Source organism: Streptomyces sp. NPDC001927, assembly GCF_053594455.1.
The window spans coordinates 401541-427249 of sequence record NZ_JBSFEN010000005.1 but is presented as its reverse complement, the minus strand read 5'-3'; the positions used below and the strand labels follow the sequence as shown (position 1 = coordinate 427249).

The following is a 25709-nucleotide window of genomic DNA, read 5'->3' as shown; positions in this document are numbered from 1 at the left end:
TGCCTCTCTCCCGTCGGCGGAGTTGACTTTGGTGGTGGACGAAGCGACCCCACCCCAGCTCCTCACCGACGGGAGGACGCTCGTGACCCACACGACGAACAACGCCGGCATCCCGGTGGAGAGCGACGAGCATTCGCTCACCATCGGCGCCAACGGCCCGATCCTGCTCCAGGACCACTACCTCATCGAGAAGATGGCCCAGTTCAACCGGGAGCGGGTCCCGGAGCGCGTGGTCCACGCCAAGGGTTCCGGCGCGTACGGCATCTTCGAAGTCACCAACGACGTCAGCCAGTTCACCAAGGCGGCCCTCTTCCAGCCCGGCGCGCGCTGCGAGATGCTGGCCCGCTTCTCCACGGTCGCGGGCGAGCAGGGCTCCCCTGACAGCTGGCGCGACCCGCGTGGCTTCGCCCTGAAGTTCTATACGGAGCACGGCAATTACGACCTGGTCGGCAACAACACCCCGATCTTCTTCGTCCGTGACCCGCAGAAGTTCCAGGACTTCATCCGCTCCCAGAAACGCCGCCCGGACAACGGGCTGCGCGACCACGACATGCAGTGGGACTTCTGGACGCTGTCCCCGGAGTCCGCGCACATGGTGACCTGGCTGATGGGCGACCGGGGCATCCCCCGGGACTACCGCCACATGAACGGCTACAGCTCCCACACCTATCTGTGGGTCAACGGCGGCGGCGATCGCTTCTGGGTGAAGTACCACCTCAAGACGGACCAGGGCATCGAGTTCCTGACCCAGGCCGAGGCCGACGACCTGGCCGGGCAGGACCCGGACGCCCACCGCCGCGACCTCTTCGAGGCGATCGACTCCGGGAACGCCCCGAGCTGGACGATGAACGTCCAGGTCATGCCGTTCGAGGACGCCCCCGGCTACCGCTTCAACCCGTTCGACCTGACCAAGGTGTGGCCGCACGGCGACTACCCGCTGATCGAGGTCGGCCGGATGACCCTGAACCAGAACCCGGAGGACTACTTCATCCACATCGAGCAGGCCGCCTTCGAGCCCTCGAGCCTGGTGCCGGGCATCGGCCCGTCCCCGGACAAGATGCTCCTCGGCCGGCTCTTCTCCTACCCGGACACCCACCGGTACCGGATCGGCCCGAACTACACGCAGCTGCCGCCCAACCGGCCGCGTTCGCCCCTCGCCTCGTACGCGAAGGACGGACCGATGCGGTACGAGCCGGCCGCCACCGCCCGCCCGTACGCGCCGAACTCCTACGGCGGCCCCGAGGCCGACGTGCGCTCCTTCGGCGACCCCGCGGGCTGGGCGGCCGCCGGGGAGATGGTCCGCGAGGCGTACACCCTGCACAGCGAGGACGACGACTGGGGGCAGGCGGGCACGATGGTCCGCACGGTCCTGGACGACGCGGCCCGTGAACGCCTGGTGTCGAACATCGCCGGCCATCTGAAGGACGGCGTCAGCGCGCCGGTCCTGGAGCGCGCCGTGCAGTACTGGCGATCGGTCGACCAGGATCTGGGCGACCGGATCGCCAAACAGGTCGACGGCGGCTGAGGCTCCGTACCGACAGCGAAGGCCGGACCCGAGTGGGTCCGGCCTTCGTCAGGTCACCGCGGTGGGCGCAGGGCGCCGCCCTCGCCGGTGTCGTCACCGCCGGGGTCCGGCGGGTCGATCGTCGGCGGCACCGGGTCCGTCGTCCCGGTGGGCGGCGGCGGCACGGTGATCGTGGTCGTCGGCTGCGGCGGCGTCGTCGCGGTCGACGTGGGCGGCGCTGTCGGGCCGGTGGTGCCGGTGGTGGGCGGCGGGGTCGTGGTCGGCGCCTCGCCGGTCGGCGTGGACGTCGGGTCGGGCTCCACGGAGTCCCCGGAGCTGCCGTCGGTCTCCAGGTCGAACTGGGCGTCGGAGCCGCCGCCGAGCGCGGCGCCGGTGTAGTCGCCCCAGATCTGGGCCGGGGTCCTGCCGCCGTTGGCGCGGCCCTCGTTGATCGTGTTGGTCAACGTGACCTGGTTGCCCTTGGTGTCCTCGCCGAAGAGACCGACGGCGGTGACCAGCTCGGGGGTGTAGCCGACGAACCAGGCGGACCGGTTGTTCTCCGAGGTGCCGGTCTTGCCCGCCGCCGCGTAGTCGCCGGCGGCGCGGGATCCCGAGCCGTTGCGGACGACGCCGGTCATGGCCTTGGTGACGGTGTCGGCGGCCTCGCGGCTGATGACCTGGTCGCCGATCGCCTTCACCGGGTCGGCCTTGCGGTCCTTGTGCTCGGCGGACTTCACGATGGTCGGGGTGACCTTGACCCCGTGGTTGTCGAGCGTGGCGTAGACGCCGGCCATGTCCCAGGTGGAGGCGCCCATGGTGCCGAGCGACATCGCGGGGGTCTCGCCGAAGTCGGCGCCGTCCTTCATTCCGAGGTCGAGGGCGGTCTTCTTGGTGTTGCCCGCGCCGACGTCCACGATCATCTGCGCGTAGACGGAGTTGATCGAGCTGTTGGTGGCCTTCTGGACGGTGACCGGGCCGTAACTCCGGTTGTCCTCGTTCTCCGGGTTGAACGGGATGGTGCTGCCGACCACCTTGCGCTTGCTGGTGCCGTCGTAGATCGTGCCGAGGCCGATCCTCCGGCCGTCCTGCGTCTCGGCCTTGTTGTCGAGGGCGGAGGCGAGGACGAGCGGCTTGAACGTCGAGGCGGGCTGGTAGTCGCGGCGGGTGGCGTTCGACGTCCAGTGCTCGGTGGCGCCGATGCCGCCGTACATCGCGACGACCGCGCCGGTCTTCGGGTCGACCGAGGTGGCGCCGGCCTGGACGGTGGCGTCCTTCTTGTCGCCCTTGCGGTCGAGCTTCTCCTCCAGCTGCCGCTCGACCGCCTTGACCAGGGCCTTCTGCTTCTTCTCGTCGATGTTGAGGGTGATCGTCCAGCCGCCGGCCTTGATGTCCTCCTCGGGGATGCCCTGCCGCACCAGCTCCTGGTTGGCTGCCTCCACGAGGTAGCCGCGCTGGCCCTCCATGCCGGGGGCGGGCTTGGCCTTCTGCGGGGCGGGGAACTTCAGCCCGGCGCGCGTCGTCGCGTCGAGCCAGCCCTCCTCGACCATGTTGTCGAGGGTGTAGTTCCAGCGGTCCTCGACCAGCTTCTTGCCGGTCGCGCTGGCGGCGGTCCAGTCGTACTGGTTCGGGGCCTGGAGCAGGGCGGCGAGGTACGCGCCCTGGGCGACGTTCAGCTTGCCCGCGTCGGTGCCGTAGTACGACTGCGCGGCGGCCTGGATGCCGTACGCGCTGCGGCCGTAGTAGCTGGTGTTCATGTACCCGGCGAGGATCTCGGGCTTCGTCATCTGCTGGTCGACCTTGAGCGCGATCACCATTTCGCGGAGCTTGCGGGTGACCGTCTGGTCCTGGTCCAGGTAGTAGTTCTTCACGTACTGCTGGGTGATGGTCGAACCACCCTGCTTGCCCTTGCCGGTCACCGTGTTCACGGCACCGCGCAGGGTGCCCTTGATGTCGATGCCGTTGTCCTTGTAGAAGGTCTTGTTCTCGGCGGCGACGAAGGCGCGCTGGACCTCGAGCGGGATCTTGTCCAGGCCGACGATCTCGCGGTTGATCTCGCCGGTACGGGCGAGGATCTTGCCGTCCGCGTACTTGTAGACGTTGCTCTGCATGGTCGCCTGGGCGTTGGCCTGGGGCACCGGGACCATCAGGTAGATCGCGTAGAAGGCGCCCATCAGGAGCAGGCAGCCGACGAAGAACGTGCCCAGGATCTTCTTCCAGGTGAAGAGGCGGCGTATCCGCCCGCCCTTCTTCCCCTGGCTCTTGTCCGCTCGGCCCATGTTCTCCGTCGCTCCGCTCGTCGTGGTGTCGGGCGTGTCCCCGCTCCGAATCAGCTCAGCAAGCTAACACCGCCGATGCTGACAAAGGGCGATCGATCCGGTCTTTCCGGACGTGACAATCAGCACCTGTCCCGGTGGAACCGACGCGTATGGGGACCGGATGGTTGTGCGGCGCGGGTCACATCACCCCTTCGTGGCAGGTCGCGGCGGCGGAACGACGGCCGGCCGGCTGCCATGCGTCGGCTATACATCGTGCGTATACACCCGGTGTAGAGTGGCCGCATGTCAATAGGACACACGCTCCTCGGACTCCTGGAGTCCGGTCCGCGCCACGGCTACGACCTCAAGCGCGCCTTCGACGAGAAGTTCGGCCACGACCGGCCACTGCACTACGGCCAGGTCTACTCGACCATGTCCCGACTGCTGAAGAACGGCCTCGTCGAGGTCGACGGCATCGAGGCGGGCGGCGGCCCCGAGCGGAAGCGGTACGCCATCACCGAGGCCGGCGTCACCGACGTCGAGCAGTGGATCGGCCGCCCCGAGAAACCGGAGCCGTACCTCCAGTCCACGCTCTACACCAAGGTCGTCCTCGCCCTCCTCACCGGCCGCGAGGCCGCCCAGGTCCTCGACGTGCAGCGGGCCGAGCACCTGCGGCTCATGCGCGAGCTGACCCGGCGCAAGAAGGACGGCGACCTCGCCGACCAGCTGATCTGCGACCACGCCCTGTTCCACCTCGAAGCCGACCTGCGCTGGCTGGAACTGACCGCCGCCCGCCTCGACCGGCTCGCCGAGGAGCTCCACCGATGACCACCACCCCCCTGCTCCGCGCGACCGGCCTCACCAAGACGTACGGACCGACCCCCGCGCTCTCGGGCGCCGAGTTCGCGGTCCGGGCCGGCGAGGTCGTCGCCGTCATGGGCCCCTCCGGCTCCGGCAAGTCCACGCTGCTGCACTGCCTCGCCGGGATCGTCCGGCCCGACGCCGGCACCATCACCTACGACGGGCGGGAGCTCACCGCCCTCTCCGACGGGGCCCGCAGCGCGCTGCGCCGCACCGACTTCGGCTTCGTCTTCCAGTTCGGGCAGCTGGTGCCCGAACTGACCTGCGCCGAGAACGTGGCCCTGCCGCTCCGCCTCAACGGCGAGCGGCGCAAGGCCGCCGAGGCCCGGGCCCGCGAGTGGCTCGACCGCCTGGAGGTCGGCGACGTCGCCGGCAAGCGGCCCGGCGAGATATCCGGCGGCCAGGGCCAGCGCGTCGCCGTCGCCCGCTCCCTGGTCACCGCCCCGCGCGTGCTCTTCGCCGACGAACCGACCGGCGCCCTCGACTCGCTCAACGGCGAGCGCGTGATGCGGCTGCTCACGGACGCGGCCCGGGACACCGGCGCCGCCGTCGTCCTGGTCACCCACGAGGCGCGGGTCGCCGCCTACTCGGACCGCGAGATCGTCGTCCGCGACGGCTCCGTGCGCGACGCGGAGTGGGCGGTATGAGGCTCCGTACCTGGTCCCGCGACCTGGCGCTCGGCGCCCGGTTCGCGGTCACCGGCGGCCGCAGGGGCTGGATCCGGACGACCCTGACCGCCGTCGGCATCGGCCTCGGCGTGGCCCTGCTGCTCGTCGCCTCCGCCGTGCCGCACATGTCCTTCGCCCGCGAGGTCCGCGAGTCGCAGCGCAGCGTCGACGCGAGCGAGAACAACCCGAACCCCACCGCGGACTCCTTCCTGTACGCGACCCCCGAGACCGTCTTCCGGGGCGACTCGGTCACCGGCCTGGTCCTGCGCCCCGAGGGCGCGGACGCGCCCACCCCGCCGGGGCTGCCGAAGATCCCCGCGGCGGGCGAGATGTGGGTCTCCCCCGCCCTCGCCGACCTGCTCGACTCCCCCTCCGGCGCGCTCCTGAAGGAACGGCTGCCGTACAAGGTGGCGGGCACGATCACCGAGCCCGGCCTGATCGGCCCGGGCGAGCTGCGGTACGTCGCCGCGAGCGCGACACTCACCACCGACACGTCCGACGGCCGCGGCCGCGGCTACGGCTGGTCGGTGCCGGAGGAACCGCTCAACGCCTTCCTGCTCCTGCTCGTCGTCATCGCCTGCGTCGTCCTGCTGCTGCCGGTCCTCGTCTTCGTCGCGACCGCCGTCCGCTTCGGCGGCGAGCAGCGCGACCGACGCCTCGCCGCGCTGCGGCTCGTCGGCGCGGACACCGCCATGGTGCGGCGGATCGCGGCCGGCGAGTCCCTCGCGAGCGCGCTCCTCGGCCTCGCGCTCGGCGGTGTCTTCTTCGCCCTGGGCCGGCAGGCCGTCGGCCTGGTGAAGGTCTGGGACGTCAACGCCTTCCCCTCCGACGTCGTGCCGCTGGCCCCGCTCGCCGCCCTCGTCCTCACGGTCGTCCCGGTCTCGGCGGTCGTGGTGAGCCTCTTCGCCCTGCGCGGGGTCGCGATCGAACCGCTGGGTGTCGTACGGGCCGCCACGCCCCGCCCCCGCAGGCTGTGGTGGCGGCTGCTGCTCGTCGCGGCCGGGCTCGCGCTGCTCCTGCCGATGGCCGGCGACATCGACCTGCGGGAGACGGCGATCGATACCAGCGGTGTCGCGGTCGGCGCCACGCTCGCCCTGATCGGCCTCACCACCCTGCTGCCCTGGCTGGTGGAGGCCTGCGTCAAGCGGCTCCGCGGCGGTCCGGTGGCCTGGCAACTGGCCACCCGCCGCCTGCAGTTGAGCAGCGGTACGGCCGCCAGGGCGGTCAGCGGCATCGTCGTCGCGGCGGCCGGGGCGATCGCCCTGCAGATGCTGTTCCACGCGATGCAGGACGACTTCATGAACGTCACGGGCGCGAACTCCGAGCGGGCGCAGATCCAGTCGACGATCGACGCCAAGGACGGCGGCGAGGCCCGCGAGATGATCGAGAGGTTCTCCAGGACCGAGGGCGTCACGGCCGTCGTCGGCACGATCGAGTCCAACGCCTGGCGGCCGGGCCCCCTGAAGCCGGGCGAGCAGTTCGCCCCGATCACCCCGCTGGTCGTCGGCGACTGCCCCTCCCTCAAGGAGCTGGCGAACCTGCCCTCCTGCAAGGACGGCGACGTCTTCGTCGCCCTCGCCCACGGACAGCTGGGCGCGGCGGACGACGACTGGGTCAAGGAGACCGCGCGGCCCGGCGCCGACATCGCGCTCCGGGACCCGGCCGAGCACCGCACGGCGGCGCCGACCTGGCGGATCCCGGCCTCGGCCCGCACGGTCGACTCCCGGGTCGACCCGGTCGGCCACTACCAGTTCGGGATCTTCGCCACCCCGTCGGCGATCGACGTCGCGCGGATGGACGCGGCGGAGGCGACCGCGCTGGTGCGGGTCGACCCCGATGTGCCGGACGCCACCGAGCACGTACGGAACACCGCGGCGGGGATCGACCCGCTGGCCTGGGTCCGCACCCTGCAGAACATGGAGCGGGACGAGCAGTACTCCAGCGTCCGCACCGGCATCCTGGTCGGTGCCACCGCGACGATGCTGCTGGTCGCGGCCTCGCTCCTGGTCACGACCCTGGAGCAACTGCGGGACCGCAAGCGGCTGCTGTCCTCGCTGGTCGCCTTCGGCACCCGGCGGTCGACCCTCGGCCTGTCGGTCCTCTGGCAGACGGCGGTCCCGATCGGCCTCGGCATGGCGCTCGCCGTCGTGGGCGGCCTCGGGCTCGGCGTGGTGCTCCTGAAGATGATCGGCAAGCAGGTCGTGGACTGGTGGGTGTTCCTGCCGGTGGCGGGCGTCGGCGCGGCGATGGTCGCGCTCGTGACCCTGCTGTCCCTGCCGCCGCTGTGGCGCCTGATGCGCGCGGACGGCCTGCGGACGGAGTAGTACGTGGTGGGGCGCCGGTCAGTGCCCGGCGCCCACCACGCGTACCGGCAGCCGCCTCATCGCGCCGCGCAGCGCGCCGGCCAGCTCCTCGAACTCGGCCTGGCGTGCCGAGCCCGTGCGCATGGCGAGGGCGACCTGCCGGGTGGGCGCGGGGTCGGTGAAGCGGCCGGTGAACAGGGCCGTGTTGCGCGCCGTCTCGACCTTGACCGCCGTGCGCGGCAGCAGGGTCACCCCGAGGCCGCCCGCGACCAGTTGCACGAGCGTGGAGAGCCCGGCGGCGGTCGTGGTGACCGGCGTTCCCTCGGTGCGCCCGGCCTCCCGGCAGATGTCGAGGGCCTGGTCGCGCAGGCAGTGCCCCTCGTCGAGGAGCAGCAGCTTGAGCTCCTTGAGGGCCTCGCGCGGAATGTCGTCCCGCCCGGCCAGCGGGTGGCCCTGCGGGGTGACGAGCACGAAGTCCTCGTCGAAGAGCGGGAGTTCGGTGACCCCGGGCACCCCGAGCGGCACGGCGAGCAGCAGCAGGTCGAGCCGCCCGGCCGCGAGCCCCTCCAGGAGCGAGGAGGTCTGCTCCTCGTGGACCTGGAGGTCGAGTTCCGGGTAGCGCTCGTGGACCAGGCTCAGCACGCTGGGCAGCAGGTACGGGGCGACCGTCGGGATCACGCCGAGCCGCAGCACGCCGGTGAACGGGGCCTGCGCCGCCTCGGCCTCCTCCATCAGCTCCGACACGGCGTCCAGAACCGCCCGGGCCCGGGCGGCGAGCCGCTCACCGGCGGGCGAGAGCAGCACCTTGCGCGTCGTACGCTCGAGGAGCTGGACACCCAGTGCCTCTTCGAGGGCCGAGACCGCGCCGGAGAGCGCCGGCTGGCTCATCCCTATGGCCGCCGCCGCATCCCGGAAGTGCAGATGCTCCGCGACCGCCGCGAACGCTCTGAGCTGGGACAAGCTGGGCTGCTTCACACGCCGCACCGACACCACTGATAACCACCTTCGATCAACCCGACCCAGTCTAGCTATTTCACTGATCAATGCACTCCGTGCCAGGATGACGACCGTCCAACCCCTCACGGAAGCCCCAAAAGGGATCTTCCAGCCTGCAAGGAGAGCGCGTGCTCACTGTCGGTGACCAGTTCCCCACCTACGACCTGACCGCCTGCGTGTCGCTGGAGAGCGGCAAGGAGTTCGAGCAGATCGACCACAAGTCCTACGAGGGCAAGTGGCGTGTGGTGTTTTTCTGGCCGAAGGACTTCACTTTCGTCTGCCCGACCGAGATCGCCGCTTTCGGCAAGCTGAACGACGAGTTCGCGGACCGCGACGCCCAGATCCTCGGCGTCTCCGGCGACTCGGAGTTCGTCCACCACGCCTGGCGCAAGGACCACGCCGACCTGCGTGACCTGCCCTTCCCGATGCTCGCCGACTCCAAGCACGAGCTCATGCGCGACTGTGGTGTCGAGGGCGAGGACGGCTTCGCCCAGCGCGCCGTCTTCATCGTGGACCAGAACAACGAGATCCAGTTCACGATGGTGACCGCCGGCTCCGTGGGCCGTAACCCCAAGGAGGTCCTGCGGGTCCTGGACGCCCTGCAGACCGACGAGCTGTGCCCGTGCAACTGGAACAAGGGCGAGACCACCCTCGACGCGGCCGCGCTCCTGTCGGGCGAGTGATCTGACATGGCTCTCGACGAACTCAAGTCCGCCGTACCGGACTTCGCCAAGGACCTGAAGCTGAACCTCGGTTCGGTCATCGGCAACAGCGAGCTCCCGCAGCAGCAGCTGTGGGGCACGGTCCTCGCCTGCGCGATCGCCTCGCGCTCGCCGAAGGTCCTGGCGGAGCTGGAGCCGGAGGCCAAGGCCAACCTCAAGCCCGAGGCGTACACGGCGGCCAAGTCCGCCGCCGCGATCATGGCGATGAACAACGTCTTCTACCGGACCCGGCACCTGCTGTCGGACCCCGAGTACGGGACGATGCGCGCCGGTCTGCGGATGAACGTCATCGGCAACCCGGGCGTCGAGAAGGTCGACTTCGAGCTGTGGTCGCTGGCCGTCTCGGCGATCAACGGCTGCGGCCAGTGCCTGGACTCGCACGAGCAGGTCCTGCGCAAGGCCGGTGTCGACCGCGAGACGATCCAGGAGGCCGTCAAGATCGCCTCGGTCATCCAGGCGGTCGGCGTCACGCTGGACGCCGAGGCCCTCCTCGCCGAGTAGGGCGTACGAGCGGACTCACGCGAAGGGCCCCGGGGCACAAGACCCGGGGCCCTTCCGTCACTTCTTCAGCGCGGCCATCAGAGCGATCAGGTCCTGCGCGAGGACGGTGTCGATGCCCTCGAGGTCGACCCGCTCGGTGGTGCTGACCGACTCGCCCGCCTCCTCGTCCCAGACGGTGTTGGTGCTGACCGAGATCTCCAGCTCCACCTGCCCGTCGAGGACGGCCATCTCCGCACCCTCGTCGCCCGGGTGCAGAAGGTAGAAGGCGCTCTCCCCCACACCGTCGACGCGCTGGAAGTCCCCCCACGAGGAGCCCTCGTAGCGGGCGAGGAACTCCGGCCCCGGGTCGGTCACCTTGTGCAGCCGGTAGCTGATCGAGACCCCGTGCCCGGTCGCCGGGTTCCCCATCGTCAGCGAGCAGTGCGCCGTGTCCAGCGCCTCGTGGTTCTCCGAGGAGGCCCCGACGTCCGCGGACTTCGGGCCCAGGGCGCCGGCGAGCCCCTTCAGTCGGGCCGTCGCGCACAGGTCCGCGACCGTCCGGTACCCGGCGAGGTCCGGCAGGTCCCCTTCCTGGCTCCGCTCGTACGCGTAGAGCCCACCGGCCCACACCGCCGAGGCGACGACCGCGCCGCCGAGCGCCCACAGCCAGGGACGGCCCGGACCCGTCGGGCGAGCGGGCGGCTCGACGGTCTCCGGTACGGGGACCTGCCCGGCCGGGAAGTCCTCACCGCCCACCAGCTCGGGCTCGGATATCACGCGTCGTCCCTTCCCTTCGTGCCCGGCGCGGGCGTGGGCGCCACCGCCCACGCGGTCGCGCCGCGCGGTTCCGGGGTGCTGAGCAGCGCCTGTTCATGGCTGTACGCGCGGAGGTAGCCGACCACGGTGTTGGTGACGGCGACCAGCGGCACCGCGACCACCGCGCCGCCGATACCGGCGGTCAGCCCGCCGGCCGCGACCGCGAGGACGACGGCCAGCGGGTGGACGCGTACCGCGCGGCCCAGGATGAACGGCTGCAGCACATGGCCCTCGATCTGCTGCACGGCGAGGACCACCACCAGGACCATGAGGGCGGTGAACACGTCGTTGGTGACCAGCGCGACCACGACCGCGAGGGCGCCGGAGATGACCGCGCCGACCAGCGGGATGAACGCGAACAGGAAGATGAACACGGCCAGCGGCACGGCCAGCGGCACATCGAGGAAGTACAGGCCGAGGCCGATGAAGACGGCGTCGATCAGGGCGACGAGCACCGTGCCGCGCACATAGGCGGTCAGCGTCCGCCAGGCCCGGGGCCCCGCGCCCGCGACACCGGGACGGGCCTGTGCGGGCACCAGCTTGAGCGTCCACTGCCAGACCTTCTTCCCGTCGTAGAGGAGGAAGAGGGTGCAGAACATCGCGAGCAGTATCCCGGTGATCGCCTCGATGACGACGGTCACGCCCTGGAGTCCGGCGGAGGTGATCTGCTCGGTGTTGGAGCCGATGGTGTCGCTGAGGTTCTTGGCGATGTCGTTGATCTGCTTCTCGGTCACATGGAACGGGCTGTCGAGGAGCCAGCGCTTGAGCTCCTCGATGCCGTCCCGGACGCGGTCCGAGAGGTTGTCGATGTTGTCCAGGACCTGCCAGACGACGAACCAGCCGACCAGGCCCATGATCACGAAGCCGGAGACCGCGGTGACGGCCGTGGCGACCCCGCGCGGCAGCCCCATGGAGCGCAACCGGGCGACGGTCGGCTGGAGCAGAGCCGTGATGAGCAGGGCGGCGACGAAGGCGAGGACGACCAGCTGCACCTCGCTGATCACCTTCATCAGCACCCAGACCGTGCCCGCGAGCACGAGCAGCCGCCAGCCGGCCTCGGCGGCGACCCGGATGCCCCACGGGATCGCGGCGACGGGATCGGGGCGAGCCGCTATGGCCGGGGCGTAGTCGGGCGGCGCGGGTACGGAGGTGACGGCGCCCTGCGGCGCACGGCGGCCGGGCCACCGCTCACCGGCGGGCGTCGCCCCGCCCGCGGCCGGTCCGCCGGCGGGCGTCGCCCCGCCCGCGGCCGGTCCGCCGGCGGGCTCCTCGGCCGGCTCCTGTCGTGACTCCCGCTCGGCGCCCGCGCCTTCACCCGCGCCCGTGGCGGGGCCCGCGCCCGTGGGCGGCTCGGCGCCCAGGTCGTCCGCGCGCTCCGCGCGGGCGCGACGCTCGCCGATGCGGCTGAGCTCCTCGCCCAGCCGGCTCAGCCATCCTGGCAGTCTCGACATCCTCTTCCCTCTTCCCCCGCTCACTCCCCCGGGGAGCACATGGGCCCGAACCTACACGCATGAAGCCCCCCACCGTAGGACGGTGAGGGGCTCAGCGAGGTTGAGAGCGCCGGTACTAGTACCAGCGGTTGGCCTGCCAGAAGTTCCACGCGCCACAGGGGCTGTCGTAGCGGTTGTTCATGTAGTTCAGGCCCCACTTGATCTGGGTGGCCGGGTTCGTCTGCCAGTCGGCGCCGGCCGACGACATCTTCGAACCCGGGAGGGCCTGGACGAGACCGTACGCGCCGGAAGACGGGTTGGTCGCGCGGTAGTTCCAGCCGGACTCGTGGTCCACGATGTTGCTGAAGCACTGGAACTGCGAGGCCGGGATCATCTGCCGGGCGATGGCCTTGACCTCGGCGATGGAGTAGGAGCCCTGCGCGGAGAAGCTCGCCGCGTCGCGGACCGAGGAACGCTCGGCGCGCTCGGCGGCCTCCTTGCGGTCCTTCTCCGCCTTGTCGGCGGCCTTCTTCTTCGCTTCGGCGTCCTTGGCGGCCTGGATGCGGGCCGATTCCTCCGCGGACTTCTTCGCGGCCGAGTCGGCCGCGGCGGCCTGGACAGAGGCCTGCTCCGAGAGCGAGGAGACCTGAACCTGGGCCTGCTCGCCCGCGGGAATGTCCGCGAGCAGCGTGGTGTCGGCCGCGGTGGCCTCGAAGTTGTCGCCCGAGGGCTGGGTGTCGCCCGAGGCAACACCCACGACGGCGCCGACGGTGGTGACCGCAGTGGCCGAAGCCACCGCGAATCCCCGGACCGAGATCCGGCTCACACGGTTTCCTTCCAGCATCGCCCACATAGGTGACCAAGCGGGCGAAATCGTGCCCCTTGCGCTGGTCTCCGACGTACTGGGTCACAGAAGACACGGGCCCGTGGTGCTGTGGGCGGCATACGGCGAACGGCTGTTGAGTTGTGTGGTGCCACACCCCTGGAGGTGTGCGTGGGCCGTATGCGGGGCCTGACGGAAGCAAGACTCTGCCGGACGCCGACACCGCAAGGCAATTCCGTGTTGCGTGTGAAAGCTCACACCTCGTAAGTCACAGAAGTTTTGGCCGATTTACCGGACAGCACGGCGCCGCCCGGCTAAGCTCCTGCGCTCTGCCGGGCGGCGCCAACTCCCGTACCCGTACGGGAAGGTGCTAATCGGTCCAATCGGACCGAACGGATCAGATCTGACCGTCCTCCAACATCTCGGTCACCAGTGCGGCGATCTGCGAGCGCTCCGAGCGCGTCAGCGTGACGTGCGCGAAGAGCGGATGCCCCTTCAGCTTCTCGACGACGGCGACGACTCCGTCGTACCGGCCGACCCTGAGGTTGTCGCGCTGAGCCACGTCATGGGTCAGGACGACACGGGAGTTCGCCCCGATCCGGGACAGAACGGTCAGCAGGACGTTCCGCTCCAGCGACTGGGCCTCGTCCACGATGACGAACGCGTCGTGCAGGGAACGGCCCCGGATGTGCGTGAGCGGCAGGACCTCCAGCATCCCCCTGCCGAGCACCTCCTCGATGACCTCACGGCCCGCCACGGACGACAGCGTGTCGAAGACGGCCTGCGCCCACGGGCTCATCTTCTCGGCCTCGCTGCCCGGCAGATAGCCGAGCTCCTGGCCGCCGACCGCGTACAGCGGACGGAACACCATCACCTTCTGGTGCTGCCGGCGCTCCAGGACCGCTTCCAGGCCCGCGCAGAGGGCCAGCGCCGACTTGCCCGTACCGGCCCGGCCGCCCATCGAGATGATGCCGACGTCCGGGTCGAGGAGCAGATCGAGCGCGATCCGCTGCTCGGCGCTGCGGCCACGGATGCCGAACGCCTCCCGGTCGCCGCGCACCAGGCGGACGTTGCCCTCCGCCGTGATCCGGCCGAGCGCCTTGCCCCGCTCGGACTGCAGGACCAGACCCGTGTGCACCGGAAGCTCGGCGGCCTCCGGCACGTACAGCGTCTCCTGGTCGTAGAGGATGTCCACCTGGTCCGCGGAGAGGCCCAGTTCGGACATACCGGTCCAACCGGAGTCCGTGATGGCGAGTTCCGCGCGGTACTCCTCGGCGAGGAGACCGACCGAGGACGCCTTGATGCGCAGCGGCAGGTCCTTGGAGACGACCGTGACGTCGTACCCCTCGGCCTGCAGATTGCGCGCGACGGCCAGGATCCGGGAGTCGTTGTCCCCGAGCCGGTAGCCGGCCGGGAGGACACCGGGGTCGGAATGGTTCAGCTCGACACGCAGGGTGCCGCCCAGATCCCCGATGGGGAGCGGGGCGTCCAGACGCCCGTACCGGACCCGGAAGTCGTCCAGGAGGCGCAGGGCCGCCCGGGCGAAGTAGCCGAGCTCGGGGTGGTGCCTCTTGGCCTCCAACTCGGTGACCACGACGATCGGGAGCACGACCTCGTGCTCGTCGAACCGTGACACGGCGTTGGGGTCGGCCAGCAGGACGCTGGTGTCGAGAACATAGGTGCGCCTGTCGGACAAGCGGCGCTTAGTGCTGGTCACCACGGAAGGACAGACCCCCTTTGACGACCCCTGAGAGGTCGGGGCGCGACGGAAGCGGTGTCGCTGCGGGATGGGACCGGGCTCTGGCCACGATGCGCGGGCCGAGCTCCGGCCCTCCGCTCCGTCCGTACATGTCCTGCACGGTCGTCCTGGTGCAACGGGCCTCCCGGGTGGCGGTCTCCGTGCCGCTCACTCTGGAAGGGATATGCCCTCGATCACGCGCCGCCATGCCATGGCATATGACGACGTGTTCGTGAACAGAGTCGAACGTGTGGTGATCGCTCCCGCGGACGGACCAGGGAGAAGGGGGTGAAGAGGGTGAAGCCGGTGAAGGGCGTGCCCGAAGTGCCGGGGGTGCCTGGGGTTCCTGGGGTGATGCGGAGGTGGCTCAGGATCCGTAGCGGCGGTGACGCGCCGCGTAGTCACGCAGCGCCCGCAGGAAGTCGACCTTGCGGAAGGCCGGCCAGTGGACCTCACAGAAGTAGTACTCCGAGTGCGCGCTCTGCCACAGCATGAAACCGGACAGCCGCTGCTCACCACTGGTCCGGATCACCAGATCCGGGTCGGGCTGACCCCGCGTGTACAGGTGCTCGGAGATGTGTTCGACATCCACGATCTCGGCGAGCTCCTCGAAGCTCGTCCCCTTCTCCGCGTGCTCCAGGAGCAGCGAACGGACCGCGTCCGCGATCTCCTGACGGCCGCCGTAGCCCACCGCGACGTTCACGAGTATCCCCGTGTTGTCGTGCGTGGCCTGCTCGGCCTCCTTCAGCACGGACTGCGTACGCTCCGGCAGCAGATCGAGCGTGCCCACGTGGTGCACCCGCCAGCGGCCGTCGGCCGCCAGGGCGCGCACCGCGTCCTCGATGATGGCGAGCAGCGGGCGGAGCTGGTCCTCGGGCCGGTTCAGATTGTCCGTGGACAGCATCCAGAGCGTCACGACCTCGACGTCCGTCTCGGCACACCAGCCGAGCAGCTCCTGGATCTTGTCCGCGCCGGCCTTGTGGCCCTGCTCGGGGGTCCCACCGGAGGCCTTGGCCCAGCGCCGGTTGCCGTCCAGGATGACGCCGATGTGCTTGGGCACCTGGGCGTGGTCGAGGCGGCCTTCCACCCGGCGTGCGTAGAGCCCGTACACCAGGTCGCGCAGGTTCACTGTTCTTAACCCCTCCATGCCGCGGCGTTCCCCGAAGCCGACACCCTACTGCGGACGGGCAACAGGCTCCCAGCCCGGGACTGTCACAAGTCCGTGATAAGCAGAGATACGTGACTGATTCCCCGATCTACACCGCCTCCGCGAACCGCTACGAGCACATGGAGTACCGCCGCACCGGCCGCAGCGGACTCAAGCTCCCCGCCGTCTCCCTCGGCCTCTGGCACAACTTCGGCGACGACAAGGCCCTCGGCACGCAGCGCGCGATCCTGCGCCGCGCCTTCGACCTCGGCGTCACCCACTTCGACCTGGCGAACAACTACGGGCCGCCGCCCGGCTCCGCCGAGCTGAACTTCGGCAAGATCTTCGCCCAGGACTTCGCGCCGTACCGGGACGAGCTGATCGTCTCGACCAAGGCCGGCTACGAGATGCACCCCGGCCCGTACGGCGAGTGGGGCTCCCGCAAGTACCTGATGTCCTCGCTCGACGCCTCCCTGAAGCGGATGGGCCTCGACTACGTCGACATCTTCTACTCGCACCGCTTCGACCCGCACACCCCGCTGGAGGAGACGATGGGGGCGCTCGCCTCCGCCGTCCAGCAGGGCAAGGCGCTGTACGTCGGCGTCTCCTCCTACAACAGCGAGCAGACGGCCGAGGCCGCGCGGATCCTCAAGGACATGGGCGTCCCCGCGCTCATCCACCAGCCGTCGTACTCGATGATCAACCGCTGGACCGAGGAGGACGGCCTCCTCGACACGCTGGAGGCGGCCGGCATGGGCTGCATCTCCTTCGTGCCGCTGGCCCAGGGCCTGCTCACCAACAAGTACCTGAAGGGCATCCCGGAGGGTTCGCGGGCCACGCAGGGCAAGTCCCTCGACCCGAACCTGCTCTCCGACGAGGTCCTGCGGCGCCTGCGCGGCCTGGCCGAGATCGCCGAGCGCCGCGGCCAGTCCCTGGCGCAGCTGGCGCTGTCGTGGGTGCTGCGCGACGAGCGGATGACCTCCGCGCTGATCGGCGCGTCCAGCGTCGCCCAGCTGGAGGAGAACGTGGCCGCGCTGACGGCGCCGCCGCTGACGGAGGAGGAGCTGAAGGAGATCGACACCTTCGCCGTGGACACCGAGGGCACCAACATCTGGGCCGGCCGGGGCTGAGACGCCCTGATCCGCTGAGGCGGAGGCAGGCCGGGGGAAAGAAAACGGGCCGGTCCGTGGGGGGGATACGGACCGGCCCGAGGGGGGGTTTCCACCATAACCCTTCATAAGCGGTGCTGCGTGCCACACGACACCGCCGGTCCCACCCGGTTTCCCCGGAGCCCAGTCGGGACAAGGGCCGTGAGGGTCTCTGGCGGGTTTGCGCCCCGGCGTGGCGGCGGGTTCCGTACCTCCCAAGAGGGACCCCCTCGGGTGGGCCTCCGGTTGACGGACGACCGCCGCCCGACGCAGGTCAGGCGGCCTCCACCACGCCATCGGCAGCGCCCTCGGAAGCCTCGTCGGAGGTGCCATCGGAAGCCGCCTCTGAGGCGTCCTCGGCCATGCGCTGCGCTTCCTTGATCGCGAGGATCTCCGCCATGAAGGACTCGCCCCAGTCCCCCAGCGGCAGCAGCGCCGTGTTCAACGCCTCGCCGAGCGGCGTCAGGGAGTACTCCACCCGGGGCGGCACCTCCGGATAGACCTCCCGGTGGACGATCCCGTCCGCCTCCAGCTCGCGCAGCTGCTGGATCAGCACCTTCTCGCTGACGCGGGCGATCTGCCGCCTCAGCTCACCGAACCGGGTCGCGCCGTGCGCGTGCAGCGCCCACAGGATGAGCGGCTTCCACTTGCCGCCGACGACATCGACGGCCGCGTCGAGCCCACACCCGTACTCGGTCTTCCCCTTGGCCATCGCCAACTCCTCGCCCGGTCCCGACTCTTCGACCCCTCAGGGCAAGGCGGACAGCCCCTGACCTATTCCGCGCCTACCGTCGGCACATGACGACCTCCACCCCACCAAAGGTCAGCTGGGCGCAGGCCGACGCCCGCAGGATCCACCGGCAGTTCCTGGACCAACCCACTGACGCACCGCCCGCGACGGTGGCCGCCGCGATGCTCGGCGCCCACGCCCAGGTCCTCTCCGCCGCCGAACTCTCCCTCGCGCTGCGCACCACGGACTCCACCCGGGTGGACGTACGGGCGGCGCTCTGGGAGGACGGCACGCTGGTCAAGACGTACGGCCCGCGCGGCACGGTCCATCTGCTGCCCGCCGCCGACCTGCCGATGTGGACCGGCGCCCTGTCGGCCATCCCCACCGGCGCGAACCCGATGCCGGCGGACGTACGGATGACGGAGGAACAGACCGACCAGGTCCTGGCGGCCATCGCCGACGCCCTCACGGACACGGAGCTCACCGTGGACGAGCTGACGGACGCGATCGTGGCGCGCACCGGCCCGTGGGCGGGCGACCGGGTCATGGAGGCCTTCCAGGACAAGTGGCCGCGCTGGCGGCAGATCACCCATCTGGCGGGCCACCGCGGAGTGCTGTGCTTCGGCCGGGACCGCGGCCGGAAGGTCACGTACACCAACCCCGGGGTCCGCCCCGCGGAGGGGACGGGGGCGCTCGGCGACCTCGTGGAGCGCTACCTCCACGCGTACGGCCCGGCGAGCCCCCGGCACTTCGCCAAGTGGCTCGCGGCCCCGGTCGGCTGGGCGACCGGGCTCTTCACCTCGCTCGCCGGGGCGGGCCGGATCGAGGAGGTGGAGTTCGAGGGGGCGCCGGGGTGGGTCGTCGCCGGGGATACCGCCTTCCCGGACTCCCGCCCCGCGCGCGGGGTGCGGCTGCTGCCGTACTTCGACGCCTTCACCATCGCGTCGCAACCACGCGAGTCCCTCTTCCCCGGGGACGCGTACGAACGGGCGCTCGCGGGCGGCCAGGCCGGGAACTATCCGGTGCTCCTGATCGACGGCACGGTCGCGGGCGTCTGGCACCAACGCCGTTCGGGCAAACGGATCACGGTGACGGTCGAGCTGTTGAAGTCGCTGAGCTCGCCGGAGTCGTCGAAGACGTCGAAATCGCCGAAAACGCCGCACCCGCTCAGCGCGACCCGGCTGCGGGCCCTGGAGGCGCAGGCCGAACGTGTCGCCACGATCCTGGAGGGCCGTGCGGAGCTGGTGGTCGGGCAGGTGACGGTGGGCCCGCACGCGTAGGGCCGCTAGTTCGGGGATCGGTGCAGGAGCGTCACGCCGTCCCGGGCGGCCACCACCTCGTACCCGTGCCTCTCGCGCGCGGCCCGCAGCTCGGCCTCCTGCTGCTCGGCGGGGTAGGGCCACGGGCCGCTCTTCTGCGGCCACGCCTCCGGCGGTACGGAGTCGTAGACGATCCACTCGGCCGTCGGCGCGGGCAGCGGGCCGGTCTCCCGGAGGTCGAGGCGGGTGTCCACCGGGAACGTCGGGAAGATCACGACCTCGCAGCGGGAGGTGAGCTGCGGGGCCAGCCGGTTGGAGGCGGCGACGGTCGCCCCGTCCGGGACGCGCGCGAGCAGCGCGCGGGCGGCCTCGATGTGCGGCGTGGTCCGCCAGGTGGGCCGCTGGACGAGCTGGGCCAGCGGGAACGACGGCAGCAGCACGGCGGTCACGGCGAGGACGGTGACGAGGGAGGCGCGCACGTTCCGGGCGGACTTCTCCCGTGCGAGGACGTCGATCAGGCCGGCGAGGACGACGGGCATGAGGATCGCGCTGTAGTGGTACGCCGTGCCCCAGTGGAAGGGGTTCTCGGAGACCATCCGCCACGCGAGGGTCGGTACGGCGATCATCGCCAGCGGCGAGCGCAGCGCGAGCAGCGCGGACGGGGCGAAGACCAGGACCAGGGTCAACGCCTTCACGTCGGGGCGCAGGGCGTCCAGCGGCGCGTGGGCCAGGGTGGAGAGCAGCGAGCCGTGGCCGTCGGCGAGGTTGCCGCCGTGGGCGTAACCGCCACCGAGGTTGAAGGCGGGCAGCAGGAACTTGATCTCGACGAGCGAGCCGAGCAGCCCGACGGCCGCGGTGACGATCCCGAGCCGCCGGGGCCCCTTGATCGCGACATAGACACCGACGGCGGCGAGGGTGAGCCCCAGGTCCTCCTTGATGAGCAGGAGCGGCGCGGCCCAGGCGACGGCGGCGCGCCAGCGGCGGTGGGCGAGCGCTTCGAGGGAGAAGGCCAGCAGCGGTACGGCGAGGGCGACCTCGTGGAAGTCGAACGCGGCGGCGGCGGCGATGCCCCAGCTGAGCCCGTACCCGGCGGCGACCGCGTGCGCGGCGCGCACACCCAGCGCCCGCCGGGCCCAGCGGGCGAGGGGGACGACGGCGAGGGCGAGGAGGGCGGACTGGGCGACGAGGAGGCAGAGGGGCGAGGGCCAGAGGCGGTAGAGGGGGGCGAGGGCGGCGAGGAGGGGGTGGAAGTGATCGCCCAGGAGGTTGAAGCCGGCGCCGCGCAAGGGGACGACGGGGGCGCGGAGTTCGGCGTAGGCGCGGACGGCCTGCTCGAAGATGCCCAGGTCGTAGCCGGTGGTCCGGAGGAGCTGGTGGCGGCGGACGGCGACGGTCGCGTAGAGCAGACAGAGCCCGGCGGCCCACGCCCAGGGGAGGAGGGCGGGGTGGCGGTACCAGGGGGCGGGAGCGGGAGGCGCCTCCGGTTGCGAGTCGACGGGCAGTTTGTCAGTCAATGTCCGCATGTGCCGGAATGCTAGGCCGCGAACCTCAAGGGGAGGCGGAGAGCGCGCCGAGGAGCAGCCCGAGCAGGGCCCCACCGATCATGAACGGCCCGAACGGAATCGCGGACTTCCGGCTCCCGCGCCGGACGAGGACCAGACCGAACCCGTACAGCGCGCCGAAGAGGAAGCCCGCGAACGTACCGGCGAACAGAACCCCCCAGCCGTACCAGCCGAGGACCGCGCCGACGGAGAGCGCGAGCTTGACGTCCCCGAAGCCCATGCCGCCCGGCCGGATCAGGTGCAGCAGGAAGTAGCCGCCGCCCAGGGCGAGCCCGCCGAGCAGGGCGTGCAGCCAGGATCCGGCGTCGTACGGGAGGAGTTCGGCGCCCAGGAGGAGGAGCGGGGCGACGGCGGCGAGCGGAAGCGTGAGCAGGTCGGGCAGCCGGTGCACCCGGACGTCGACGGTCGCGAGCAGCACGGCGACGGGCGCGCAGAGCAGCCAGACGACGAGCTCGGGCCGGGGCCCGGTGGCGGCGGCGAGCGCGGCGCAGGAGAGGGCGGTGAGGAGGACGGGCGTGAGGGGGCCGGAGGTGAGGAGGCCGGAGGTGAGGGGACGGGGCCGGCTCTCGCAGGAGCGGCAGCCCGGGGCACCGAGCCAGCCGCGCGCAGGCCCGGCGAGGGCGTGGCCGGCCTCGCAGGTGTCGCGCCACGGCTCCTCCGGCTCGACCGACAGCCGGTACGCGGCGCGCGGCACGAGCAGCCCGGTAGCGGCGCCCCAGAGCGCGGCGACGGCGATCAGCGTGGCGAACACCCGCCGCACCCTACCCAGCCGCACCGCTACCGTCTCCCCCATGGGGAGACCGGGGAAATGGCGCGACGGCGGAGCGGACCTGCTGGTCGGTGCAGCGGAGGACCCGATCCCGCTGGAGGTGGCGGCCTCCTACCGGGCCCGGCGGCGCGGCCTGCTCGGCCGGGACGGCATCGACGGGGCGATGCTCATCACCCCGACGAACAGCATCCACACCTTCGGCATGCGCTTCGCTCTGGACGTCGCCTACCTGGACCGGAACTTCACCGTCCTGGACGTCGTCACCATGAGGCCCGGGCGGCTCGGCATGCTGCGCCCGCGCGCCCGGCACGTACTGGAGGCGGAGGCCGGGGCGATGGCGGGCTGGGGGCTGGTGAAGGGCGTGCGGGTGCGGATCCGGGTGACGGATCCGGGTGACGGATCCGGGTCACGGGGGTCCTGAGCCGAGGAGCGTGAAGGCGCCGTAGGCGCCGGACGCGAGCGCGAGGCCGGTGAGTGCGAGGACCCGGTTGCGCGGGCGGAGCCGTACGAGCGCCACGGCGGGCGGCAGGAGCAGCCCGAACGCGGGCATCATCAGGCGCGGCCGGGAGCCGAAGTACGCGGCGCCGATGAGCGAGATCACGACGACCGCGATCGTGTACACGAGAAGCACCAAGGGCTGCTTCTGTCGTACGCAGAGGGCGACCAGCCAGCCGAGCAGGGCGAGCGCGGCGACCAGGCCGAGCGCGGCGAGCGGCGGGAGGCCCCAGATGAAGCGGGCGAGGGCGACCCCGCCGTCGATGGAGTTGCCCCAGGCGGCCTGGACATCGAAGTAGGCGGTGGGGCTGGATTCGCGGACGCCGACGTAGACGACGTACGCCAGCCAGCCGAGCGGCGCGAGCAGGACACCGACGACCATGCGGGCAGACAGCTTCCGTTCGCGTACGACGGTGACGACCGCCGTGATGCCGATCGCGGCGATCAGCGCGGCGGCCGTCGGCCGGGTGAGCCCGGCGAGCGCGCAGAGCGCACCGGCGAGGATCCAGCGCCCGCGGAGGACGGCCAGGATCGACCAGGCGGCGAGGGCGGTGAAGAGCGTCTCGGTGTACGCCATCGACTGGACGAACGCGGTCGGGTACACGCCCCAGAGGACCGCGAGCACGACCCCGGCCTGCCGGCCCGCGACGTGCGCGCCGACGGCGTAGATGCCCCAGGCGGCGGCGAGGGAGGCGGTCCAGGAGACGAGGAGTCCTGCGGTGGCCGCGTCGACGGGGAGGACGGTGGACAGGCCTCGTTCGAGCGCGGGGAAGAGCGGGAAGAAGGCGAGGTCGGAGTGGACGCTGCCGTCGGGGAGGGTGACCTGATGGCCGTACCCGTTCTCGGCGATCCGGACGTACCAGACGGAGTCCCAGCGGCCGCGCAGCCGATGCAGCCCGTCCTTGCCGGTCACGACGGCGGCGAGGGCGAGGATCGCGAGGCCGACGACGCGGGTGGCGGCGTAGCCGCCGAGGGCGAGGGTGAGGGCGGTTGAATCGGGTGTTCGGCGCTTTTGGGGCGCATCGGACGAACGGGACCGGTCTGGGGGCATGCGCTCGATTATGTCCGGGCGGGTGGGGGCGGCCGGGGCGGGGCTCGTACCCGACCCCGTGCGCACCCGTACCCGTACCCGTACCCGTACCCCTGCCCTGTCAGCCCCCGGGGCGGATGCGTACGAACCGGGCCGCCATCACCGGGCCGAGCTCCTGGACGATGGCGTACCCGGGCTCGTGCGGATACGGCAGGTCGTTGAGGAACGAGGTGACGATGACCTCGTCGACGCCGAGGTCCCCGCGCGCGCTCTGCTCCTCCAGGAAGTCGAGTGTGCGCCGCCAGTCGGCCGCCGCGGGGTCCTCGCCGAGGAAGGACCGGACGCAGTTCTGGACGACGTCCCAGAAGAAGACGTGCGGCAGCACATCACCCTGACTGAAGATGTGGGACTCGTACGCTCCCCGGAACTCGGGGATGTGGGTCACGAGGTCGCTGACCAGCCGAACGCTGGGGGATGTGGTCGTCATCGGCAGTCCACTTCGGTGCGGGCCCTGCGCCCGTTCGCACCAGGATGCGGCATGACGGCAGGAGTTATCCACAGGGGGTGCGAATAATCCCCCGTCCGTGGATCGTTGAGTCATGGCGGGAGAGACGGAGGAGTTGGTGAGGGTCGCCCGGGGCGGGGTGCTCCTCACGGCATGGGCCTACGAAGCGGGATGGCCGGCAGGCAGCGGCCAGGTCGGAAGGCGGCTGCGCGCGGAGGGCTGGCAGCGGATCTGCCGGGGCGCATGGGCGGCCCCCGGCAAGGACGTGGACTGGCGCGTCCGCGCCCGAGCCCACCAGCTGCTCCGCCCGGAGCTGGTGTGCAGCCACGGCACGGCGGCGACACTGCACCGCATCGAGGTACTCGGGGGGTGGGGGGAGGGGGTGGGGGTGGGGGTGGGGGACCCCCCGGGGACAGGTAGTGGCGCGGCGCGTGGCACCTCGGCGGCGAGGTCGGCGGGGTCGGGGCCGGCGGCGTCGGGGGCGGCGGCTTCGGGGGCGGCGGCTTCGGGGGCGGCGGCTTCGGGGGCGGCGGCTTCCGCAGCGCGGTCGACGGCGTCGGGGTCGGCAGCGGTGGCGGATGGGCCGGGCGTCCTGGAGTTCACCGTGCGGCGCCCGCATTCTTCCCGTACCGGCGAGGGCGTGCGCGTTCATTCGACGGAGTACCTGGCCGACGCCGACTGCGTCATGCGCGCCGGCCTCCGGACGACCGGTCCGGCGCGCACGGTCGGCGACCTCATGCGGAGGTGTCGGACGCGCGAGGCGGCGGTCGTGGTCGCGGACTCGGCGCTGTCGCGGCGCACGGTCCGGGGCGTCCGCCGCGAACCGCTCGTGCACCGCGCGCAACTGGCGGCCGAACTGTCGGCGGCCCGCACGGGCGCCACCCTGGCCCGCCGTTGGCTGAAGCTCGCGGACCCGGCGTGCGGATCCCCGGCGGAGACGGTCGCCCGCCTCCACATGCGCGACGCCGGCCTCCGCCCGGAGTCCCAGCCGCTCCTCGGGTCCCGCTCCGGCCGCACCCTGCGCCCGGACTTCCTCTTCCGGCGGGCGGGCCTAGCCGTCGAGATCGAGGGGTACGCCTACCACGGCACCCGCCAGGCCCACGACCACGACATCCGCCGCTACAACGACCTCGCCGACTGCCCGGAGGTCCGCCGGGTCCTGCGCTTCACGGCCCGGGACGTCTTCCGCCGCCCGGACGCCGTCATCGCCACGATCCGGGCGGTGCTGGGGCAGTTGGCAGGAGGCTAGGGCGAGGGAGCTAGGGGGCGGGGGAGGTCGTGGTCGTTCGCGGGAAAGAGATCTCTACTCGGCGGTTCTTGGTGCGGCCTTCCTCGGTGGCGTTGGAGGCGATCGGGTAGTCCTCGCTGTAGCCGCGGATGTCGAAGGTCTTCCCCGGTTCGAGCGTCTTGGCCAACTCCAGCTGGACGGCGTCGGCGCGCTCCTTGGAGAGCTTGAGCCCGTGCTCGTACGTCCCGAGGTCGTCGGTGAATCCGAAGACGCGGACGCGGCTGGAGTTCTGCTTGTTGATCTCGACGGCGATGGCGGCGATACGGGCGGTGGCGGCGGGGCCGAGCTTGGCGCTGTCCTTCCCGAAGAGCACCTCGGCCTGCAGGGCGAAGGTCACGTCGACGTTCGTGTCCTCCCGCCGCTGCTCGCCGCCCTCCTCCTCGACGACCTGCTTGATGTCGAGCACCTTGGGCGCGGCGAGGGTGGCCCCGTCGGGAAGCATCAACTCGGGTGAGTTGGCGTCGATCTCGGGGGGCGGGGAGGCGCTGGAGGTGGAGTTGGGGGGATCGTCGGCGAGGACGGGACCGGTTGAGGTGACGTAGAGAAGGAGGGTGAGGGCGGCGAGGGGTGCGAGGCGGCGGGGTGTCATGGCGGCGTCCGTCAGGAGAGTTTGATGGTGCCGGGTTCGAAGGTGGGGAGTTGGAAGGTGACTTCGGTGGTGCCGGCGCCCGGGGACGGGAACTGCATGAAGACCTCGGTCGAGCTGTCGGCCGCCAACAGGCTGATACCTGTGGTGGTGAGAGGGCGTCCGTCCGTGTCACGCAGCACGTAGTATCGCTTCTTTCCCAGGGAGTCGACGAGGGTGGCGCCCCCGAGGGAGCTGCCGTGCTTCATGACCTCGGTTTCATTTCCACTCGTCTGGGACGAGACGACAGCAGAAGAGTCCGATGTGTTCTTCAGGCTGCCCTTGATGGTCAGAAAGCCACCTGCGTCGCGCTGCGCCGAGCCGATGGTGAGTTCAAGCCCGTTCGGCCCCTTGAGGACAGCCAGTGTCTCGGCCGGCTCCTCTGGCTTCGAGTCCTGGCTTGGTGTGTTCTTGGGCACCACGGAACTCGCGGAGGACTTGTCCGTCGGGCGCTCTTCGCCGCTGCCACAGCCCGTTACGCCAAGGACCAGGCCGGCCGCGATGGCTCCCACGGCCCATCTCCTGAGGGCCTTCGTTGCGCACCGAACACTCATG

General features: G+C 71.2%; 24 protein-coding genes. 10 read left to right on the top strand and 14 right to left on the bottom strand.

Annotated elements, in window-relative coordinates:
- Positions 1-82 precede the first annotated feature (82 nt).
- The gene (locus ACWCO8_RS15905; RefSeq protein ID WP_451032675.1) at positions 83-1525 is read left to right on the top strand and encodes a catalase; all 1443 of its coding nucleotides are present in this window, start codon (positions 83-85) and stop codon (positions 1523-1525) included.
- Positions 1526-1578: 53 nt separating this feature from the next.
- Here the strand turns inward: ACWCO8_RS15905 and ACWCO8_RS15900 are convergent, their stop codons facing one another.
- Entirely contained in the window at positions 1579-3780 is a 2202-nt protein-coding gene (locus ACWCO8_RS15900) for a transglycosylase domain-containing protein (RefSeq protein ID WP_451032674.1), read from the bottom strand.
- A gap of 282 nt (positions 3781-4062) precedes the next feature.
- Between ACWCO8_RS15900 and ACWCO8_RS15895 the strand changes: the two genes are divergently transcribed.
- Genes ACWCO8_RS15895 through ACWCO8_RS15885 form a run of 3 tightly spaced genes read left to right on the top strand, consistent with a single transcriptional unit; the run spans position 4063 to position 7612 of the window.
- Positions 4063-4587, top strand: coding sequence for a PadR family transcriptional regulator (locus ACWCO8_RS15895; RefSeq protein WP_362014608.1), 525 nt, complete (start codon positions 4063-4065; stop codon positions 4585-4587).
- Positions 4584-5267 (top strand): ABC transporter ATP-binding protein, encoded by a 684-nt coding sequence (locus ACWCO8_RS15890; protein ID WP_451032673.1) that lies wholly within the window; start codon positions 4584-4586, stop codon positions 5265-5267. The genes ACWCO8_RS15895 and ACWCO8_RS15890 overlap by 4 nt, the downstream gene beginning before the upstream one ends.
- On the top strand, positions 5264-7612 hold the full coding sequence (locus tag ACWCO8_RS15885) for an FtsX-like permease family protein (RefSeq protein ID WP_451032672.1): 2349 nt from the start codon (positions 5264-5266) through the stop codon (positions 7610-7612). The genes ACWCO8_RS15890 and ACWCO8_RS15885 overlap by 4 nt, the downstream gene beginning before the upstream one ends.
- Before the next feature lie 18 nt (positions 7613-7630).
- Here the strand turns inward: ACWCO8_RS15885 and ACWCO8_RS15880 are convergent, their stop codons facing one another.
- Complete coding sequence (locus ACWCO8_RS15880) at positions 7631-8584, bottom strand: LysR substrate-binding domain-containing protein (protein ID WP_362014614.1); 954 nt, start codon at positions 8582-8584, stop codon at positions 7631-7633.
- Positions 8585-8715: 131 nt separating this feature from the next.
- On the opposite strand from ACWCO8_RS15880, the gene ACWCO8_RS15875 reads away from it, so the two are divergent.
- Complete coding sequence (locus ACWCO8_RS15875) at positions 8716-9270, top strand: peroxiredoxin (RefSeq protein ID WP_362014616.1); 555 nt, start codon at positions 8716-8718, stop codon at positions 9268-9270.
- A 6-nt stretch (positions 9271-9276) separates the two neighbouring features.
- A complete protein-coding gene (locus ACWCO8_RS15870; RefSeq protein ID WP_362014617.1) occupies positions 9277-9810 on the top strand; it encodes an alkyl hydroperoxide reductase in 534 nt (177 codons plus the stop codon).
- A 57-nt stretch (positions 9811-9867) separates the two neighbouring features.
- Here the strand turns inward: ACWCO8_RS15870 and ACWCO8_RS15865 are convergent, their stop codons facing one another.
- From ACWCO8_RS15865 to ACWCO8_RS15845, 5 genes are all read right to left on the bottom strand, one after another.
- Positions 9868-10566, bottom strand: coding sequence for a hypothetical protein (locus tag ACWCO8_RS15865; protein ID WP_451032671.1), 699 nt, complete (start codon positions 10564-10566; stop codon positions 9868-9870).
- Positions 10563-12056 (bottom strand): AI-2E family transporter, encoded by a 1494-nt coding sequence (locus ACWCO8_RS15860; RefSeq protein ID WP_451032670.1) that lies wholly within the window; start codon positions 12054-12056, stop codon positions 10563-10565. The genes ACWCO8_RS15865 and ACWCO8_RS15860 overlap by 4 nt, the downstream gene beginning before the upstream one ends.
- A gap of 115 nt (positions 12057-12171) precedes the next feature.
- A complete protein-coding gene (locus ACWCO8_RS15855; protein ID WP_451032669.1) occupies positions 12172-12861 on the bottom strand; it encodes an aggregation-promoting factor C-terminal-like domain-containing protein in 690 nt (229 codons plus the stop codon).
- A 394-nt stretch (positions 12862-13255) separates the two neighbouring features.
- Positions 13256-14578: a PhoH family protein gene (locus ACWCO8_RS15850; RefSeq protein WP_362014625.1), complete on the bottom strand. Its 1323-nt coding sequence runs from the start codon at positions 14576-14578 to the stop codon at positions 13256-13258.
- Positions 14579-14963: 385 nt separating this feature from the next.
- On the bottom strand, positions 14964-15725 hold the full coding sequence (locus ACWCO8_RS15845; protein WP_362014627.1) for an isoprenyl transferase: 762 nt from the start codon (positions 15723-15725) through the stop codon (positions 14964-14966).
- Positions 15726-15835: 110 nt separating this feature from the next.
- On the opposite strand from ACWCO8_RS15845, the gene mgrA reads away from it, so the two are divergent.
- Entirely contained in the window at positions 15836-16873 is a 1038-nt protein-coding gene (gene mgrA, locus ACWCO8_RS15840; RefSeq protein WP_451032668.1) for an L-glyceraldehyde 3-phosphate reductase, read from the top strand.
- A gap of 292 nt (positions 16874-17165) precedes the next feature.
- Here mgrA and ACWCO8_RS15835 read toward each other — a convergent pair whose 3' ends face one another.
- On the bottom strand, positions 17166-17603 hold the full coding sequence (locus tag ACWCO8_RS15835; RefSeq protein ID WP_451032667.1) for a winged helix-turn-helix transcriptional regulator: 438 nt from the start codon (positions 17601-17603) through the stop codon (positions 17166-17168).
- Between the two features lie 86 nt (positions 17604-17689).
- Here ACWCO8_RS15835 and ACWCO8_RS15830 point away from each other — a divergent pair, with 86 nt between their 5' ends.
- Positions 17690-18901, top strand: a complete 1212-nt coding sequence (locus tag ACWCO8_RS15830) for a winged helix DNA-binding domain-containing protein (RefSeq protein WP_451032666.1) — start codon at positions 17690-17692, stop codon at positions 18899-18901.
- Positions 18902-18906: 5 nt separating this feature from the next.
- On the opposite strand, the gene ACWCO8_RS15825 is transcribed toward ACWCO8_RS15830, so the two are convergent.
- Together ACWCO8_RS15825 and ACWCO8_RS15820 are read right to left on the bottom strand one after the other, a co-directional pair.
- Positions 18907-20403, bottom strand: a complete 1497-nt coding sequence (locus tag ACWCO8_RS15825; RefSeq protein WP_451032665.1) for a DUF2079 domain-containing protein — start codon at positions 20401-20403, stop codon at positions 18907-18909.
- A 25-nt stretch (positions 20404-20428) separates the two neighbouring features.
- Positions 20429-21193, bottom strand: coding sequence for a prepilin peptidase (locus ACWCO8_RS15820; protein WP_451032664.1), 765 nt, complete (start codon positions 21191-21193; stop codon positions 20429-20431).
- Between the two features lie 40 nt (positions 21194-21233).
- Here ACWCO8_RS15820 and ACWCO8_RS15815 point away from each other — a divergent pair, with 40 nt between their 5' ends.
- Positions 21234-21632, top strand: coding sequence for a DUF192 domain-containing protein (locus ACWCO8_RS15815; protein WP_451032663.1), 399 nt, complete (start codon positions 21234-21236; stop codon positions 21630-21632).
- Here the strand turns inward: ACWCO8_RS15815 and ACWCO8_RS15810 are convergent.
- A complete protein-coding gene (locus ACWCO8_RS15810) occupies positions 21618-22757 on the bottom strand; it encodes a hypothetical protein (protein ID WP_451032662.1) in 1140 nt (379 codons plus the stop codon). The genes ACWCO8_RS15815 and ACWCO8_RS15810 overlap by 15 nt on opposite strands.
- A 100-nt stretch (positions 22758-22857) precedes the next feature.
- On the bottom strand, positions 22858-23223 hold the full coding sequence (locus ACWCO8_RS15805) for a DUF7674 family protein (RefSeq protein ID WP_362014641.1): 366 nt from the start codon (positions 23221-23223) through the stop codon (positions 22858-22860).
- Between the two features lie 658 nt (positions 23224-23881).
- On the opposite strand from ACWCO8_RS15805, the gene ACWCO8_RS15800 reads away from it, so the two are divergent.
- Positions 23882-24490: an endonuclease domain-containing protein gene (locus tag ACWCO8_RS15800; protein ID WP_451032661.1), complete on the top strand. Its 609-nt coding sequence runs from the start codon at positions 23882-23884 to the stop codon at positions 24488-24490.
- Positions 24491-24500: 10 nt separating this feature from the next.
- Here the strand turns inward: ACWCO8_RS15800 and ACWCO8_RS15795 are convergent, their stop codons facing one another.
- Both ACWCO8_RS15795 and ACWCO8_RS15790 read right to left on the bottom strand, forming a co-directional pair.
- On the bottom strand, positions 24501-25118 hold the full coding sequence (locus ACWCO8_RS15795) for an OmpA family protein (RefSeq protein ID WP_451032660.1): 618 nt from the start codon (positions 25116-25118) through the stop codon (positions 24501-24503).
- Positions 25119-25129: 11 nt separating this feature from the next.
- The gene (locus tag ACWCO8_RS15790; protein WP_451032659.1) at positions 25130-25708 is read right to left on the bottom strand and encodes a hypothetical protein; all 579 of its coding nucleotides are present in this window, start codon (positions 25706-25708) and stop codon (positions 25130-25132) included.
- Position 25709 lies beyond the last annotated feature (1 nt).

Excerpts from the sequence above, each read along its gene's own strand:
- ACWCO8_RS15805 (WP_362014641.1), bottom strand. The coding sequence starts at position 23,223 with ATGACGACCACATCCCCCAGCGTTCGGCTGGTCAGCGACCTCGTGACC.
- ACWCO8_RS15895 (WP_362014608.1), top strand. The coding sequence starts at position 4,063 with ATGTCAATAGGACACACGCTCCTCGGACTCCTGGAGTCCGGTCCGCGC.
- ACWCO8_RS15885 (WP_451032672.1), top strand. The coding sequence starts at position 5,264 with ATGAGGCTCCGTACCTGGTCCCGCGACCTGGCGCTCGGCGCCCGGTTC.
- ACWCO8_RS15835 (WP_451032667.1), bottom strand. The coding sequence starts at position 17,603 with ATGGCCAAGGGGAAGACCGAGTACGGGTGTGGGCTCGACGCGGCCGTC.
- ACWCO8_RS15830 (WP_451032666.1), top strand. The coding sequence starts at position 17,690 with ATGACGACCTCCACCCCACCAAAGGTCAGCTGGGCGCAGGCCGACGCC.
- ACWCO8_RS15870 (WP_362014617.1), top strand. The coding sequence starts at position 9,277 with ATGGCTCTCGACGAACTCAAGTCCGCCGTACCGGACTTCGCCAAGGAC.
- ACWCO8_RS15810 (WP_451032662.1), bottom strand. The coding sequence starts at position 22,757 with ATGCCCCCAGACCGGTCCCGTTCGTCCGATGCGCCCCAAAAGCGCCGA.
- ACWCO8_RS15815 (WP_451032663.1), top strand. The coding sequence starts at position 21,234 with ATGGGGAGACCGGGGAAATGGCGCGACGGCGGAGCGGACCTGCTGGTC.
- ACWCO8_RS15890 (WP_451032673.1), top strand. The coding sequence starts at position 4,584 with ATGACCACCACCCCCCTGCTCCGCGCGACCGGCCTCACCAAGACGTAC.
- ACWCO8_RS15860 (WP_451032670.1), bottom strand. The coding sequence starts at position 12,056 with ATGTCGAGACTGCCAGGATGGCTGAGCCGGCTGGGCGAGGAGCTCAGC.
- ACWCO8_RS15900 (WP_451032674.1), bottom strand. The coding sequence starts at position 3,780 with ATGGGCCGAGCGGACAAGAGCCAGGGGAAGAAGGGCGGGCGGATACGC.
- ACWCO8_RS15790 (WP_451032659.1), bottom strand. The coding sequence starts at position 25,708 with ATGAGTGTTCGGTGCGCAACGAAGGCCCTCAGGAGATGGGCCGTGGGA.
- ACWCO8_RS15825 (WP_451032665.1), bottom strand. The coding sequence starts at position 20,403 with ATGCGGACATTGACTGACAAACTGCCCGTCGACTCGCAACCGGAGGCG.
- ACWCO8_RS15795 (WP_451032660.1), bottom strand. The coding sequence starts at position 25,118 with ATGACACCCCGCCGCCTCGCACCCCTCGCCGCCCTCACCCTCCTTCTC.